The organism is Dyadobacter sp. UC 10, from assembly GCF_008369915.1.
Taxonomy (GTDB): domain Bacteria; phylum Bacteroidota; class Bacteroidia; order Cytophagales; family Spirosomataceae; genus Dyadobacter.
The window spans coordinates 439,025-453,918 of the sequence record NZ_VSRN01000001.1 but is presented as its reverse complement, the minus strand read 5'-3'; the positions used below and the strand labels follow the sequence as shown (position 1 = coordinate 453,918).

Below are 14,894 nucleotides of genomic sequence, written 5' to 3'. Positions count from 1 at the left end.
TTGTTTGAAAGTCAGGTTTCGTCTCCGGGTAAAAATAGCGGTGTTTTTGAAATATTGGTCAAAACAGCCGGATATTGACCAATGCAAAGGCATAAAAATAGCAGTACCAGGGTGGCACTGCTATTTTTTGTGTTTTCAAGATAGTTTATTCTGCGCCGTCTGTTTTCGCTCTTGCAACAGCGAATTCACCTACTTTATGGCCTGAGGATAGTCCGGCCTCGCAGTCGAACCGGTAGTGGATCAATCCATAAATGCGCGATACCGAGGCTTCATTGGCCATTGCGTCCAGCTTTTGCTTTTCGGCTGGGAAAATATGCGCCAGCAGCTCTGCCGCAGCTCCCGAGAAGGTGGAATGCCCCGAGGTATAGGATGGAAAGTTTGGTAATCCCACTGAGGTTTTTACTTTTCTGTCCATCTGGTTGGGCCGGGGGTAGTAGTAGTAATATTTAGCGTCCCAGCAGGCAATACCGGCATCCTGTAAAGTTGTCCCGAGCAACGCAAGTGTTCTGGCTGTCCTTACTTCACTGAATTTTTTTTCGTGGCAAAGATTGGCGGCGCGGCGGTGCCAGTGCCCCGGAGGCGTGTAGCTTCCTACGCCGTCGGACCAAAAACTGGCAATCCGGGCTTGTTCCCGTGTCTGATTTTTGGCAATGCTGGTAAGCTCGTCCATATCCTTTTTAAACCCGGCGCTGCCAATTGCAGGAGGGGGTGTCGGGCGCAAGGTAGGGACCGTTGCGGCGTCGAAGTTCCAGGGCTTTACAAAACCGTAAGTTGGCAGCATAGGAGCGCGTGGCGGGAACTCCTGGCTGACCCAGGGCTCTGAGATGCCGATCAACTTGGCATTCGCGATCATCTCCGCCGTCTTGGCCTGGTTATTGGCCGCACCCATTCCATCAGTTTTCGCTCTGGCCATGATCTTTTCACCAACCGCTTTTCCTAACGCACTTCCTGCCTCGATATCACTTGCTACGTTCATTCCTGCCCACATGCGGCTTTCCTTGTGTTCTTTCAGCTTTTGCTCAAGGTAAGGTACTTCACCGGGAAACATTGCCTTTAAAATCTGAAAAGAAGCTTCGGCTACCACGGCATCTTCGGAGGGGTACGAAGGCAGGTCTGTAACAGGCAGCAATGTTTTGATCCCTCCGTCTGTTTTGGAAGGGGCCGGTCGCCTGTATTTAAATTTATAATTCCAGGCACTGACCAGCGCGTCGTACTGTGCCACACTCAGGTATGCCAGCGCGCGCGCTGTATAAGGAGGGTTCGCAAATGGAAACTTCGGGTCTGCCAGCGGGTTGGCCGGATCAGGAAGTGGGTATTTACCATCCTTGTCGGACGCTGGCGGGGTGTTGTAGCGTGCGGCCAGCTCGCGACCAATTTCATTCCAGCGAAATACAGCCCCGGCGCCCCAGAAATTAACCTGCTCTTTTTGGTGAGGTGTTACTGCGTCAGCGATGTCCCGGAGCTTTTTTAGCTCGGTTTTATAGTATTCACTGTTGACAGCGGTCGGCTCGGCGACAGCGATCTCGCCCGAAGAAGCTAGCACATATGGTTTCCAGTTACCCGCATTCTCTTCCAGGCTGGAAGGCTCGTTGATACCGGCTGTCGGTTCATCAACATTTTTATTGCAAGAAAAAAGGGCCAGAGAAATGATGACAAGCATCCCGGCACTGCCGGATCTGAGGCTAGCTATTTGAATTTGTTTCATTTTAAAAAAATGTCGTTTATTTCTTATCAGTTTTTGCATAGCGGAACTGGTAAAGGATACCAGCCGAAAGTGCAGTGCTTTGTCCCACATTTGAACCTTGAACAACATACGCAGCCCTTGCATTGACGCCAATATTTTTTGGCTGATATTTGGCGTAAACCCCCAGGCTGGTCGACTTCATGTTATTGGTAGGAAACGGCATGTCATTTCTTCGGATAAAATCGCCCCCGTCACACGCGCCGTATTCCAGGTACGCTTCCGCCTGGATCGCACGCTTAAGATAGCCAAGTCGCACTGCTGCGTCATAGGCGTTTGGGACACGTACCTGATTTGAACTATACAATTTGTTGTCGGCCAGGTACGAATCGCGGTCTATTTCAATATTGCTGCGGAAAATGTAGCTGGCATGCGCAGTCATATAAATGCCGGTTTTGTGCTGGTAGCTTGCCAGCAGCCTTGCCGTGGCTGTCTTGCATTGTATCCCGATCGACATCGGCAAAAAATCCGGGATATAGTTGGTCACTGGAATAGATCCGCCAGCGATTGCGTGTAGAGAAAATCCGGAGACATTTAGAAAACGATATTTGAGCCAGCCAGACGCATCCTGAAAGCCTTTCTGCCACCGCAGGTTACCAGTACTGGTCTGGGTCCATATGTACGGCACTGCTACAATCAGGTTCAGGTTTTTGACAATACCGACTGCCAGCATCGGCATTACGCTTTGAGTTGTATGCGTGCCGATATTGAGGTTCTCCCGGCGAAGCGAATTCTCCCAGTATTTGTCCCACGAGCTATGGTTGTATGATACAGCCAGGCAGGCAGTTCTGTTGGCCATATAGATCGCATCGTTGGGCATTTGCGCCATGACGGAAGAAACCGATAGGAATAGCGCAGCACAATATACAGCCAGTGAGTACTGGATTTTAAGTATAGTTTTTAACATAAGGAATAACAGATAAAATAAAATGCCCTGACAGCTACTTGCGATGCCATGAAGGATTCATGTAAAATGAATTGATCAGAAACGAACTGTTTGATTAGCAGACTTCCGGAGGTGGGGTAGAAAGCGGGCTGTTATACGAAATGTAGATTCCAGGATTCAGCAGGCGATATTGCTTTATATTGGTAGGAAATGACCCAAAAGTCAACTGGAAATGGGTGAAGCCGCCGGCCGGAAGATAGGAATTAAAAAGGCTGCCAAATAGCTTTAATGCCTTACTATAAGGTGATTGCGGCATTTCCGAGCTGGTATCGCTAAGCATTTCCATTGCCCCGGCCAGCTCTGCGAACCTGTCCCGTGCGCCCTGATTGGATTCAAGCGTGATGTACAGTGTATCATTGGCATGACGTACCTGTACGGGGTTATAAAAATGATTTTCCGAACGTATCAAACCATTTATTTCCTCCGACAGTTGAACCTCAGGCGAGTAAGGAAGGTTAGGGTGGTACATCTTGATCAGCTTCCGGTCTCCATGCTGTCCGGACAATGCAGCAACTTGATAATCTTTTTCAAAGCACAAAACAGCCATGCTCAGGCCAAGCATATGGTAGAGCAGCAGGGACAATAGGCCGATTGGTACTATTCTTTTCAATTTGAAAGAGGATTTGTATTCAAATGTAGCAAGAAATTTAGCACATAAACAAGAAGGTTTGTGATGCAAAAATGTCTTATATCAAATGAAATAATTGTAACCCAAGGTTAATAAATTATCCGGTCTGATGGATTTGTTTGTAGTGTCCGAATCCGTATTTTGCTTTCAAGCTACCAGCGCAAATAATATCAAATACCGATTACTTTAAAAATCCCTTTAACTCCACAAAACGACATGAAAAAATCCAGTATTCAGCCAATGCCCCCATTCTTTGACAGGTACATTAACCTAATTGAAGACATTGATATTTTTGAAGCCTTTAAAAAATACGCGCCTGTGCAGGTATATGCGCAAATTGAACAGTTGCAGGCACTTGGTGATCTGGTGTATGCGCCGGGAAAATGGACGGTGAAGGATATTCTGCAGCACGTAATTGACAATGAGCGGATTATGGCCTATCGCGCGCTTCGCTTCTCACGCGGAGATAAGACAGCCCTGGCAGGGTATGAAGAAGAATTGCTGGCCGCCAATACCATGGCCGCCAATAGAAGTGTCGCTGATCTGATGACCGAATTTGAGTTGGTACGCGCCGCTACGATCCCGCTTTTCAAGAATATGAGCGAGTCAATGCTGCTCAATGTGGGGACGGCCAATGAAACGCAGATCACGCCGCTGGCGCTCGGCTTTGTTATTTTGGGACATCCGGTTCATCACATGCGCATTATCAGGGAGCGGTATTTTCCTTTATTGTGAGGCGCCTCCAAGCTGTTCAAGGGCTTTTTCAACTTCGGTGACAGGCAACTGGCAGGTTTTATTGTAACAGATATAAATGGCTGTCTTGGCATTGATATCCGTTCTGTTTTTCAGTAGAGGCAGGTCGGAGCCCTGGCTGGTACCCATCACAATTTTGTTGGGTATGAAAAAGCGGTCAAAATCTTTGCGCATGGCATCGGCCTGCTCGCCTATGATCGCGATTTCGGCTGTGGGAACTGCCCTGCCGCAATAAAGCGCTGCCCAGTTACTGACCCACTGCACGTCGGTTAAGATCAGTTTGGATATTTTCGAAAGCATTTGATCCGCAACCTCAATGTATCCGACCTTGTCGAGTATCATGCCCAGACTATACAGGTTATGTGCCATGATAGAGTTGGAGCTCGGGGTTACATTGTCAAAAAGCTCCTTTTTGCGCGCAATCAGGGCTTCGCCATAGGTGTCGGTGAAATGGAAGAAATTTTCAGCGGTGTCGTAAAAGTTAGATAGTGTGTAACCGGTGAGCGTATCGGCCTTTTGCAGCCAGCTTTCGTCAAATGTGATCTGATAAAGTGCGAGATACCCTTGTATGATGGCCGCATAATCTTCCAAAAACCCGGTAACCGAAGATTTTCCGTTTTTGTGACTGTGAAAAAGCCTTGTTTCTACGGTCATTTCTGATGCCAGAAATTCGCCTGCCGAGACGGCCAACAACCGTATATCTTCGTCGCCCAGCGCGCGATAGCATTCTGCCAGTCCTTTGATGAGCAGGCCGTTCCAGGAGGCCAGTATTTTATCATCAAGCCCGGGACGAACGCGTTCTTCCCGTTTTTTGGCAAGCTTTTCCAGCGCGTTTCTGTAACGGCCTTCGAACTGATCATCATACACACCGGCTGATTTGGCCGCTTGTGCAGGCAGTTCGGTCAAATGCAGGTGATTGTAGCCGTGCTCCCAGTTTCCGGGCCGGGAAATATTGTAAATTTTTGAAAACCAATTGAAATCATCGCCCAAAACGCTCTCCAGTTCATTTTGAGTCCATATATAATATTTGCCTTCTATTCCCTCGCTGTCTGCATCCAGCGCAGAGTAGAATCCGCCTTCCGGGCTGCGCATTTCCCTGCTCAGCCAATCGACGGTCTGCCTGATCCGGTCGGCGTAAAGCGGGTTACGGGTAAGTGCATAAGCTTCCGCATAAATTTCGAGCAGCTGCGCATTGTCATAAAGCATTTTTTCAAAATGCGGGATAAACCATTCTTCATCAACTGAATAGCGGGCCCAGCCCCCACCGGCGTGATCATAAATACCGCCCAGCGCAATGCGGTTAAGAGAAAGTTCAATGTGCCTGAGCGCCTCCGGGTTCTGGCTCACATCATAGTAACGCAGCAAAAATTTGTAAATGGAAGGCATTGGAAATTTGGGTGCCCTGTCCATTCCTCCCTGAACGGTATCAAAGTTTTTCTGCAATGTTTCAAACATCGTGTCCAGGTTTTCTACCTTAAATCCGCCCGTGGAGCTGGCAAGCCCGTATTTTTCCGAGTCTGAAACGATCATATTTTCCACAAAACCATCTGCCGACTTAGCCAGCTCGTCAAAATGGTTGGTGAATGCGTTGTGAATGCTTTGAAGCAGCTGCGTCCAGTTCTGGGGCGGCAGATAGGTTACTCCGTAAAAAGGCTTGGAATCGGGAAGCAGAAATACGTTCAGCGGCCAGCCGCCACGCACTCCCATGGCCTGTACTGCATCCATATACACCGCATCTACGTCCGGTCGCTCTTCCCGGTCGACTTTAATACAGATAAAATGCGCATTCATGATCGCAGCAATATCCTCTTTTTCAAAGCATTCCCTTTCCATGACATGGCACCAATGGCAGGCCGAATAGCCAATGCTCACCAGGATCGGCTTGTGTTCCTGCTTTGCTTTTTGCAGGGCCAAATCACCCCAGGGATACCAGTCGACTGGGTTGTGGGCGTGTTGCAACAGGTATGGGCTGGTTTCCTCGCTGAGTCGGTTCATATTCAACTTACTGGTTTACAGCTACTTTTCTGGTAATTGTTTGTTTGGAAGTCTCAAACCGGGCAAAATACATGCCAGCGGCCAGGCGGGGTAAAGAGATGGTTTCCCGGGTTTCCCCGGCTTGAGCTTTTAGTTTTTGTTTGAAAACGACCTGGCCTCTTGTATTGACCAGGGAGAAATCAACATCGGTAGCCCCATTGACTCCCGTTAACATCAAATTCAGCTCACGGGCTGCCAGATGCGGAAAAACATACGCATCAGAGAGCATCGGCTGACTGGAATTGACAGTATCGTTCAGATCGAATTTGCATAAAAAAATTTCTTTACCTGTTACCGTCACCGTCCGGGACCAACCCAGATGAGATACGCCAATGGTAGTCTGCTGGTCGTCGGCTGCATAAGGGTTTTGAGCAGCGATTAAAATCTGGTTGTCCTTTACTACGCCGCGCCAGACGGGGTTTTGCAGTTCCATATGATCGCGCGCCGACTGGGGTATGACCAGCTGGTAGTCGCCTTCGAACATATCTTTAAACTGCGAAAGGCGGTAAAGTCCGTAAATGAAATGCTCATACGCACGATAGCTTTCCCGCCGCTCGCCTGGGAAAAACGGGTTTTCCCACATCCATAACCCTTTTGCACCCGAGAAAAATGGAAATATGGCAGTGGCTTCTGCCTGAAAATCACTGATCAGCGGGGTATTGGAATCATAGCTGTCGTGGATACGCATCCATATAAAGGGGATAACCGGCTTGTCGCTCCACGCGGCATTGGCCTCGATATTAAAGAGCAGGTAGGAGAGGTAGTCCTTACCGATCGGGTGATTATAGCCGTAATAGTAATAAGGGGAAGGAGACTGAAAATCCAGGGCATTGAGGAAGCTTCCTCCGATTTTTCCCGCATTGTCCTGGGTCAGATAATGCGTACGGGCAGGGTTGGTTTTCCAATCCTGCCACGAATTGGTGGTAATATTCAGCCACGTATTACGGACAGGCACGTCACTGTAACTGCTCACACTGGCGGTTACACCTTTGGCTCTGAGCCGGTTAATCGCTTCCGTGTACCACCAGCGCATATCTCTTTTATAGGTGGCAAGAAATTCAGCATCCGAAAGACTTCTGTAACTGGCCGGGATGGAAGGATTGTTTTTCAAAGCCAGAATATCACGGTCTTCCCGCTGCATGCGCTCGATATCCAGGCATACGATATCAACATCGGTTACAGTGGAAGCAAAATTGTCCCAGTAACTGCGGTAAACCGCAGTGTCGTTTCCCCAGGGACTTCTCAAAGTATTATCTGCCCAGGGCTGCTGGCCGCTTGATGTGGCAACCCCGTACCAGAGCACTGCACGGTTCTTGCGGGGAAGTGAACCGGGCTCCGGCCCGCTGAAAGCTGCAATGTGGCTGAAACCATGTTTTAAAGGACGCGACTGTGTGTCGCCAAACCGCGGGCCACTGTAAATGATCTTGAAAGGAAGTGAAAACTCAGGAAACTTATCCCATTCGATGGTATTGATGGCAGTAACCGGATTTAGCACATAAGCAGGCTCGCAGTCCTGACCCAGGCAAGCTGACCAGGTGCAGCTAACCGCCAGAATACAGCTAAAAAATCTTCTCAAATAGTTTTTAGTGAAAAGGATCATAAGATAGGCCAGACAAATTCGTTACTTTTGTAATGTGTGCAATGTTAATTTTCCGTGAAAGCGAAATGGCTTGAACACCAAATCAATAAATGCCTTGAATTTTAAAATAAAGAAGAATATGAAAAAATTACTCCTGCTGACCTGCTTGTTTCTGGCACTTTTTGTATCAGCCTGTGACAAGAGCAAAGATAAGAACGAAACGCCTCAGCCGACAGAAAAGGCCAAAATACTGGTTAATTATCCCTGGCGCATGTCCACAGTGACAGACCTGGCAGGCAAGGATATTCCCATGAACCAGCTCAACACCCAGACCCAGGCGATCAAATCGGTAATGGACATCCAATTTTTTCAGAACAATTCTACCAAGGCCATTGACCAGAAATCCAAACAGGTAATCAATGGCGGTACCTGGTATCTGATTGAAGACAACAAAACGCTTGATATCGATATCTCGGGTTTTAAAGGAAAGTTTGGCGTTGAGGAGCTGACCAATAGCAAAATGCGCCTGAAAAGCACGATGCCTGTCAATGGAAAAGACCAGGAAACGATTATGGTATTTCAGCCGGCGATCTGATCGGCCCGAAAGGATATAAATTTGCGGAAGCGGCGGAATTGATCTGCCGCTTTTCTTATTTTGTGCCAAATACTTGGAATGAAAAAGAATATACCCTCTGTGATCAATGCCTGGTGTATGTACGACTGGGCCAATTCGGTGCACGCGCTGGTCATCGTTTCCAGCATTTTTCCCGTTTACTTCTCCGCCACCGCCCTGAGTGCGTCGGCCAGCGGGGAAGTGGATTTTCTGGGTTTCCAGATAAAAAGCTCGGTGCTGTTCTCGTACACGGTTTCAATTTCCTTTCTGATCACGGCCATGCTGGTCCCCATTTGCACAGCCGTTGCCGACTATACCGGTAAAAAGAAGCGGTTCATGCAGCTTTTCTGTTATACGGGCGCCGTGAGTTGCATGCTCTTGTACTTTTTTACAAAAGACACACTGCTTTCGTCCATTTTTTTGTTCGGCCTGAGCCTGATCGGGTGGAGCGGCAGCATTGTATTCTATGACTCGTATCTGCCTGAAATTGCTACCGAGGAAAATTTCGACCGTTACAGCGCGCGCGGGTTTTCAATGGGTTATCTGGGAAGCGTGCTGCTGCTGCTTTTCAACCTGAGCATGGTTTTGTTCCCTGATTTTTATGGTATCACCCAGAAATCACTTCCGGCCAGGATTTCCTTTTTCACTGTCGGCGTGTGGTGGATACTGTTTGCACAGATCCCTTTTCATTATTTACCCAAAGCGAACGGGGGAAAGCAAAAAGGGGGCAACTGGATATTCAACGGTTTTATTCAGCTGAAAAAAGTGTACTCAACGCTTAGGCAGCAACCGTATTTAGCTAAATTTCTGAGCGCATTTTTTATCTATACCATGGGTTTGCGCACGGTGATGTACGTGGCCACGATTTTTGGTGCCTCCGAGCTTCGGTTGCCTTCGCAAAGCCTGATTATCACCGTTTTGCTGATACAGCTGGTCGGAATTGCCGGCTCTTTTACTTTCGCCTGGCTTTCGGGACAGATCGGCAATATCTACGCTTTGATGATCGGTGTTTGCATCTGGATCGGCATTTGTACCGGGGCCTATTATACTACCGAGGCAATTGAATTTTATATGGTTGCCTGCACAGTAGGTATGGTCATGGGCGGGATTCAATCGCTTTCAAGGTCGACATTTTCCAAGCTGATTCCCGAGAATGTGACCGACACTGCTTCCTATTTCAGTTTTTACGATGTGACCGAAAAACTGGCCATTGTGATCGGTACGTTTATCTACGGATTTGTAGAGCAGCTCACTGGCAGTATGCGCAATAGTATCCTGGCGTTGCTGGTCATTTTCGTAATCGGGCTCATGCTGCTCTGGCGGATTCCGTCGCGGAAAGTTTATCGTTTCGAATTGGATCGTAATAAAAATTGATTTAATATCGCGGCTCGACAGGATGTTAGCTCAGCTGGTTCAGAGCGCCGCCTTGACAGGGCGGAGGTCAGCGGTTCGAACCCGCTACGTCCTACAAAATGATATTTAACTCGCTGGTATTTACTTATATACGGCGAGTTTTTTGTTTTAAAGCAGTATAGCAGGATTTTATCTGAAAGCAAGTGTCTCGCTGGCTTCGCTTACTTCTTTCCCTTCTCGGCAGCCATTTCATTTTCCGATTTTCTGAACCTGATGATCCCGGTGATCAGATCCATCGGAAGTGGTTCGTTATTTGGGAATTGAATAGCTGATTTGCTGACCTTATATTGCTTTAAGTCTTCTTTGAAGTTTGCCAAAAGCTGGTCACTGAAAGGATAGGAGAGCGAAATGTGGTTAGTGTAAGCCGAGTAATAAATCAGGTATCCCTTGTATTTAAAGCAAGGTATCTGGTAGCTGATCATTTCCTGCACGTCCGGAACAATCTGATGGACGGCCTGGCGGATTTGCTGCATTCTTTGAGCAGTATCACCTGAAAATACGCTATGATATTCGTCTATGGACTTGTAATCTGTCTTTGCCATCTGTTTCTATCTGTATGATACATTTAAAAGCTATTGCATATTTAAGACAGCGCATATGGCTAGTCTACTTTTCATTTTTTCAGAACTGTTTTTTTACGTTTTGAATCTGAGTTTAGCGCTTTGCTTCAATTTTTGTAATGGTGGCAGGCTGATAACCTTCCCATAAACGGTTAAAATCATCAGGACAACTCATTTTCATATTGCCGCTTATGATGTAGTTAGCGATCGTCGGGCTTGTGCTGACAGCCCAGGAACTATCCATATTGCACGCTATTAGTGCCGTTATCTGATCTGAGTACGAAGAACCTTCCTTTTTCTGCGGTACCAAAAAGTAACCGTCGCCGAGGTAAGAGACGGCTACGTCCTGAAACCTCTTTGTTGTAGGGCCGTCGCATCCACAATCCGCCTTGGGACCTTCGTGATTGCACGAAATCAATAATGTGCAAATGCAAACAGCTGAAATGATGTGGAATAGTTTCATAGTGTTTAGGTTATATTACGCAATCACGACCCGGTTTGCAAGCGATGGTTGTAGTGATCTTTAAATTTTTTCCAAAAATAATACTAAATATTTTTCTATCCCGCCTGACCGCGTGAGATTGGTTTCCACGTTCAGCGGCAGGCAGACTTACTTTCACGGTTTATTTCGAAGGTTTTGATTAGCTGATATAATTTTGTTATTTGAGCTGAGAGGCTTTGATGCAGACAGCTGCAATATTAGCTGCAAACAGACGACACCATGGAGCTTACAGAAAGACAATGGCAATTGTTTGACTTTGTAAAACAATTGCACGGTTCGCAGAAGCGGAAATACTCCGGGCAGCCCTATTATACGCACCTGCTCAGCGTGGCCGACCGGGTTAGCGGATATGTTCAGTCGGGCTGCGAGATTGAAATAGCGCTTTGCCATGACCTGATCGAGGATACCGAATGCTCACTGGCAACATTGTCTTCGTTGCTGATCAGTTTAGGTTACAGTGTGGAAGAGGATGCGGAGATACTGGCTAGTGTTGACGATCTCACTGATAAATACACATCATCCAGATATCCGAAGCTTAACAGAAAGCAGCGAAAGCTCATGGAAGCAGCGCGGATCATCTTGTCCAGGCCAATCGCCCAAACAGTGAAATATGCAGATATTATGGACAATATCCTCTCGATCACTGCCGAGGATCCTTCCTTTGCCAGAATTTACCTGGCTGAGATCGACCAATATATCTGGCGTATTGACAAAGGAAATCCGGCGCTTTACAGCGAATGCTGCCGGTTGTTTACCGCCGCTTATGAAAGTTTGCAAAAGAAGCGGCCAGCCTGAAAGCCGGCCTGCAGAAATTTTAAAGAAAATAATATGAATTCGTCTGAACAAAAGGATTTTGAGCACATTACACCCACAGATGAAGAGGTTAATGACACAATCAGACAGATCCGGGCCAGGATCGCCAGCCCGGATCGGCACGATATAAGGAAGGAGCAGATTGCGCAGGGTTATGAGCTGGCGCTGGAAATTTTATCGGAGAAATCGAGCAATTATGCCGACATACCAATGAAAGCCGGGTCAGAGCCAGCCAAGGCAATCGCTGTTCTGGCCATTAACTATCTGAAAGGGGAGTGCTCACGTCAGGTTTTGCTGGCATACTCGGCCGGGTAGCGTTTTTGTGGGCACAGACTAGCGCTTTTCGGCTAAGTCCCTGATAATTTCCACGGCTTGGTCCCACATTGCTGCGTGCTGCTGAATGTCTTTTTTAGCAAGCGGACCAGCTTCGATGCTCAGTACATAGTTTTCATCATTGGTCTTAGTCAGTTTGTATTTCTCTGAATACGCACCGGTTTGGGTACCTGGTGCCGGGTCAATATCATCGTACATATCCACCTGCAAATATTCGCCCGGACGATGCTCGGCCACGATCCCGAAGGCACATATATCTCCGGTTTCATCAGTCCATACCACATTGGAGCCTGGATTCCAGTCGCTTTTGGCAATCGCGTTTTCGCCGAAAGCCTTACCCCACTGGCCACCGGGGTTCAGCAGGATATTCCAGATTACCTCGGATAAGGCATGAATGGAAATATGCCGGGAGATTGTTTCTGTTTCCACAAATTTAGGCAGCGCCTCATTTACGAAGTAATTCCAGCCGCCGGAGAAGCTCTCGACACGGAAATTCGGATTTTCCTGAGGGAAACTTTCCAATCCTTGATGGGTCAGCCTGAGCCGGGTTTTTTTCTCACCCTCACTGAACAGTTCCCAGGTCAGCACTGAATAGCCTTTGTATTCCGGATAAGTCCAGGAGTAGCTGAGCTTCCGTGGCGGGTCAGATTCGAGTATTTCACACTCGTGCAGGTACTGTACTTTTTCATCTCCTCCGGTAAACTGGAATTTGAACCCTTTTTCAGCTTTAAATTCATCGAGTTCAAAATACCATTCTTTCATTTGCTTTCTGTCGGTAATAGCGGCCCATACTTTTTCGATGGGGGCATTGTAGGTGCGTTCAAGGATCAGTGGTTTTGCTTCCATGCTAATTGGTTTTTATCGAGTTAATCTTCCATTGAATTACTATCAATACCGCGCTCGAGAAAATCGCCCAGCGCATCTAGCTTGCTGTTCCAGAATTTCCTATGGCGGTTTAGCCACTGGTCTATTTCGCCCAGCTTGCGCACATCCGCACTGCAATAGCGCTCCCTGCCTTCGCGCCTGATGACGACCAGCCCGCATTCTGTCAGAATTTTGATGTGTTTGGAAATAGCCGGCCGGCTGATCTCGAAATGACTTGAAACCGCATTCAGATTCATGGACTGATCACTCAATATATCAATAATCTGCCGGCGGGTCGGGTCTGCTATTGCCTGAAATACATCTCTTCTTAAATCCATATATCTGAAACCATATAGTTACAAATGTATATGATACCATTTGGTTACACAAAATCTTTTTGGAATATTTTTGAGTAGGGCATGGGCAACTCAACCTGCCTGTCCAAAAAAGTACATGAGGGCAGCTGTGCCCAAAATAGCCAGTGGCCAAAGAATTATATTCCGACTATCAGGTTTAGGCCCGTCAGACAACACCCTTATACCCAGAGGAATAAATGCAACACAGAGCCCGGCAGTGCATAAAACAGACACCGGCGAAGCCCCTTTGAGCACTCCCAGCATTAAAGCAGACATCAGACCCAGGCATATGGAATGAACCAGGTTGAGTAAGCCGGATCGATAAGCACCAAATGCCAGCATAATCCAACCGAGCATAATAGCGGCTGACAAAACCGATACAATGTGGAAAGCGCCGTAGGAATCTGCGACGGCCTTTGTCGCCACTTCCAGATTTTGCACATCGACCAGCTGAAAAGCCAGGTGGTTAATGCCATAGTGAAAAGTTCGCGCAAATAGCCCGAGCATAACCAATGTCCCTGCCCATAATCCCAGCATTGGTTTCTTTTGACCAATATACCTCGCTACTGTGAGTACTGCCGGCCAGAGCAGAATATTACCTGCCAGGAAAAGGTTGTAAGCTGTAGCAAGGCGGGTCGGATGCGCATGGTAAGCTGTCAGTTGCTGGGGAAAGAAAAAGTCAAATTCTACTATAAGAATCTGAGCAGTCAGAAGCAGGAGTGGCCCGATAATCATAGAGGTTCCGCCGATCCAACGGCCGGGGAACCAAAAATCGGGAGTATTAGTAGGTTCAACCATTAACGCGTGTCAAGTTTTTGTTCAGACAATTAAGTACAATGCAAGGTACTATGCAATGCATAATACATAGGCGGTATTTTTACTTTTTTTCTGGTAATATCGCTGATTAAAAAGACGGTGATCTGCCTATTGATTTTAAATTATTTACAATTACTATGACCATTTTATTTATCATGTCGATCAGTTTTTTTGCGACACTCGTCCGTTCGACATTTGGATTCGGCGAGTCTCTGATTGCCGTACCGCTTCTGATCTTGTTCCTGCCCATCGGCGTTTCTGTTCCCTTGTCCGTACTTCTTTCAATTTTGATTGCCCTCATTGTCGTCATCCAGGATCATAGCAAAGTCCAATTTCAAAGTGCAAAATGGCTTATTTTTTATGCGTTGCCGGGAATACCCGTTGGCCTTATGCTGTTGTTTTTTGCCAGCGTATTTTGGATTAAACTTCTTTTGGGGATATTGCTGGTTGTCTATTCCCTCTATTCTCTTTTCGGAAAACAAACGCTCAGCAATGTGAGCAGTGACCGGGCCTGGCTTTTTGTATGCGGTTTCTTTTCCGGCGTCTTCGGAGGAGCTTATGGCATAAATGGACCTGCGTTGGTCGTTTATGGGAAGTTGCGTGGTTGGAGTGCAAACCAGTTCAGAGCGACCTTACAAGCGTACTTTTTTGTGGCTAGTTCAGCAAGCATCATTGGATACGGCTACAAAGGACTAATAACGCAACAAGTACTGACTCATTTTTCATACGCTGCTCCTGCTGCAATACCGGCAATTTTTTTTGGACGGTACCTCAATAATAAACTGGAAAGCAAAGACTTCTATCAATACGTCTACATTGGCCTGCTTACCATGGGAGCATTCCTCATTATTCATACTTCCTACCAGTAATAGACTGTTGCAGGCGTTATTTTTCGTCCTCAATAAGGTATCTAATCAAAATCTGACGAAGAAGAATTATCTTC

The 14,894-nt window shown here is 47.1% G+C and carries 16 protein-coding genes and 1 tRNA gene; 7 read left to right on the top strand and 10 right to left on the bottom strand.

All coding sequences use genetic code 11. The annotated features are described in order from the left end of the window. Window positions 1-145: 145 nt before the first annotated feature. The 3 genes from FXO21_RS01580 to FXO21_RS01570 all read right to left on the bottom strand — a co-directional run bounded on the left by FXO21_RS01580 (window position 146) and on the right by FXO21_RS01570 (window position 3,297). Window positions 146-1,705, bottom strand: a complete 1,560-nt coding sequence (locus tag FXO21_RS01580; protein ID WP_149638451.1) for a phosphatase PAP2 family protein — start codon at window positions 1,703-1,705, stop codon at window positions 146-148. A 16-nt stretch (window positions 1,706-1,721) separates the two neighbouring features. Beyond that, a complete protein-coding gene (locus tag FXO21_RS01575; RefSeq protein WP_409014738.1) occupies window positions 1,722-2,648 on the bottom strand; it encodes a hypothetical protein in 927 nt (308 codons plus the stop codon). Between the two features lie 94 nt (window positions 2,649-2,742). After that, complete coding sequence (locus FXO21_RS01570; RefSeq protein ID WP_149638450.1) at window positions 2,743-3,297, bottom strand: hypothetical protein; 555 nt, start codon at window positions 3,295-3,297, stop codon at window positions 2,743-2,745. A gap of 234 nt (window positions 3,298-3,531) precedes the next feature. Between FXO21_RS01570 and FXO21_RS01565 the strand changes: the two genes are divergently transcribed. Then, window positions 3,532-4,050 carry a DinB family protein gene (locus tag FXO21_RS01565; protein WP_149638449.1) on the top strand — a complete coding sequence of 173 codons (519 nt, stop codon included), beginning with the start codon at window positions 3,532-3,534 and terminating at the stop codon, window positions 4,048-4,050. Here the strand turns inward: FXO21_RS01565 and FXO21_RS01560 are convergent. Together FXO21_RS01560 and FXO21_RS01555 are read right to left on the bottom strand one after the other, a co-directional pair. Further along, window positions 4,042-6,063, bottom strand: a complete 2,022-nt coding sequence (locus FXO21_RS01560) for a thioredoxin domain-containing protein (protein ID WP_149638448.1) — start codon at window positions 6,061-6,063, stop codon at window positions 4,042-4,044. The genes FXO21_RS01565 and FXO21_RS01560 overlap by 9 nt on opposite strands. A gap of 7 nt (window positions 6,064-6,070) precedes the next feature. Further along, window positions 6,071-7,678: a T9SS type A sorting domain-containing protein gene (locus FXO21_RS01555; protein ID WP_225865528.1), complete on the bottom strand. Its 1,608-nt coding sequence runs from the start codon at window positions 7,676-7,678 to the stop codon at window positions 6,071-6,073. Between the two features lie 142 nt (window positions 7,679-7,820). Here FXO21_RS01555 and FXO21_RS01550 point away from each other — a divergent pair, with 142 nt between their 5' ends. The 3 genes from FXO21_RS01550 (at window position 7,821) to FXO21_RS01540 (ending at window position 9,762) form a co-directional block, all read left to right on the top strand. Next, a complete protein-coding gene (locus FXO21_RS01550; protein ID WP_149638446.1) occupies window positions 7,821-8,276 on the top strand; it encodes a hypothetical protein in 456 nt (151 codons plus the stop codon). Window positions 8,277-8,354: 78 nt separating this feature from the next. Further along, complete coding sequence (locus FXO21_RS01545) at window positions 8,355-9,668, top strand: MFS transporter (protein ID WP_149638445.1); 1,314 nt, start codon at window positions 8,355-8,357, stop codon at window positions 9,666-9,668. 19 nt (window positions 9,669-9,687) lie between these two features. Beyond that, window positions 9,688-9,762: transfer RNA gene (locus FXO21_RS01540), tRNA-Val, on the top strand. A gap of 106 nt (window positions 9,763-9,868) precedes the next feature. Here FXO21_RS01540 and FXO21_RS01535 read toward each other — a convergent pair. Together FXO21_RS01535 and FXO21_RS01530 are read right to left on the bottom strand one after the other, a co-directional pair. Beyond that, entirely contained in the window at window positions 9,869-10,249 is a 381-nt protein-coding gene (locus tag FXO21_RS01535; RefSeq protein WP_149638444.1) for an iron chaperone, read from the bottom strand. Window positions 10,250-10,361: 112 nt separating this feature from the next. Continuing rightward, the gene (locus FXO21_RS01530) at window positions 10,362-10,730 is read right to left on the bottom strand and encodes a hypothetical protein (protein WP_149638443.1); all 369 of its coding nucleotides are present in this window, start codon (window positions 10,728-10,730) and stop codon (window positions 10,362-10,364) included. A 258-nt stretch (window positions 10,731-10,988) separates the two neighbouring features. Between FXO21_RS01530 and FXO21_RS01525 the strand changes: the two genes are divergently transcribed. Both FXO21_RS01525 and FXO21_RS01520 read left to right on the top strand, forming a co-directional pair. After that, window positions 10,989-11,564 (top strand): metal-dependent phosphohydrolase, encoded by a 576-nt coding sequence (locus tag FXO21_RS01525; protein ID WP_149638442.1) that lies wholly within the window; start codon window positions 10,989-10,991, stop codon window positions 11,562-11,564. A gap of 33 nt (window positions 11,565-11,597) precedes the next feature. Then, window positions 11,598-11,897: a hypothetical protein gene (locus tag FXO21_RS01520; RefSeq protein WP_149638441.1), complete on the top strand. Its 300-nt coding sequence runs from the start codon at window positions 11,598-11,600 to the stop codon at window positions 11,895-11,897. An 18-nt stretch (window positions 11,898-11,915) separates the two neighbouring features. On the opposite strand, the gene FXO21_RS01515 is transcribed toward FXO21_RS01520, so the two are convergent. The 3 genes from FXO21_RS01515 to FXO21_RS01505 all read right to left on the bottom strand — a co-directional run bounded on the left by FXO21_RS01515 (window position 11,916) and on the right by FXO21_RS01505 (window position 13,933). Continuing rightward, on the bottom strand, window positions 11,916-12,761 hold the full coding sequence (locus FXO21_RS01515) for an SRPBCC family protein (RefSeq protein ID WP_149638440.1): 846 nt from the start codon (window positions 12,759-12,761) through the stop codon (window positions 11,916-11,918). 20 nt (window positions 12,762-12,781) lie between these two features. Continuing rightward, window positions 12,782-13,117, bottom strand: coding sequence for an ArsR/SmtB family transcription factor (locus FXO21_RS01510; RefSeq protein WP_149638439.1), 336 nt, complete (start codon window positions 13,115-13,117; stop codon window positions 12,782-12,784). 90 nt (window positions 13,118-13,207) lie between these two features. After that, window positions 13,208-13,933: a hypothetical protein gene (locus FXO21_RS01505; protein ID WP_149638438.1), complete on the bottom strand. Its 726-nt coding sequence runs from the start codon at window positions 13,931-13,933 to the stop codon at window positions 13,208-13,210. Window positions 13,934-14,088: 155 nt separating this feature from the next. Between FXO21_RS01505 and FXO21_RS01500 the strand changes: the two genes are divergently transcribed. Beyond that, window positions 14,089-14,820, top strand: a complete 732-nt coding sequence (locus FXO21_RS01500; protein ID WP_225865527.1) for a sulfite exporter TauE/SafE family protein — start codon at window positions 14,089-14,091, stop codon at window positions 14,818-14,820. The last annotated feature ends 74 nt before the right edge of the window (window positions 14,821-14,894 follow it).

Bases quoted from the DNA above. Each gene is read 5' to 3' on its own strand.
- FXO21_RS01580 (WP_149638451.1), bottom strand. From the start codon at position 1,705: ATGAAACAAATTCAAATAGCTAGCCTCAGATCCGGCAGTGCCGGGATG.
- FXO21_RS01575 (WP_409014738.1), bottom strand. From the start codon at position 2,648: ATGTTAAAAACTATACTTAAAATCCAGTACTCACTGGCTGTATATTGT.
- FXO21_RS01565 (WP_149638449.1), top strand. From the start codon at position 3,532: ATGAAAAAATCCAGTATTCAGCCAATGCCCCCATTCTTTGACAGGTAC.
- FXO21_RS01560 (WP_149638448.1), bottom strand. From the start codon at position 6,063: ATGAACCGACTCAGCGAGGAAACCAGCCCATACCTGTTGCAACACGCC.
- FXO21_RS01550 (WP_149638446.1), top strand. From the start codon at position 7,821: ATGAAAAAATTACTCCTGCTGACCTGCTTGTTTCTGGCACTTTTTGTA.
- FXO21_RS01545 (WP_149638445.1), top strand. From the start codon at position 8,355: ATGAAAAAGAATATACCCTCTGTGATCAATGCCTGGTGTATGTACGAC.
- FXO21_RS01535 (WP_149638444.1), bottom strand. From the start codon at position 10,249: ATGGCAAAGACAGATTACAAGTCCATAGACGAATATCATAGCGTATTT.
- FXO21_RS01530 (WP_149638443.1), bottom strand. From the start codon at position 10,730: ATGAAACTATTCCACATCATTTCAGCTGTTTGCATTTGCACATTATTG.
- FXO21_RS01525 (WP_149638442.1), top strand. From the start codon at position 10,989: ATGGAGCTTACAGAAAGACAATGGCAATTGTTTGACTTTGTAAAACAA.
- FXO21_RS01520 (WP_149638441.1), top strand. From the start codon at position 11,598: ATGAATTCGTCTGAACAAAAGGATTTTGAGCACATTACACCCACAGAT.
- FXO21_RS01515 (WP_149638440.1), bottom strand. From the start codon at position 12,761: ATGGAAGCAAAACCACTGATCCTTGAACGCACCTACAATGCCCCCATC.
- FXO21_RS01510 (WP_149638439.1), bottom strand. From the start codon at position 13,117: ATGGATTTAAGAAGAGATGTATTTCAGGCAATAGCAGACCCGACCCGC.
- FXO21_RS01505 (WP_149638438.1), bottom strand. From the start codon at position 13,933: ATGGTTGAACCTACTAATACTCCCGATTTTTGGTTCCCCGGCCGTTGG.
- FXO21_RS01500 (WP_225865527.1), top strand. From the start codon at position 14,089: ATGACCATTTTATTTATCATGTCGATCAGTTTTTTTGCGACACTCGTC.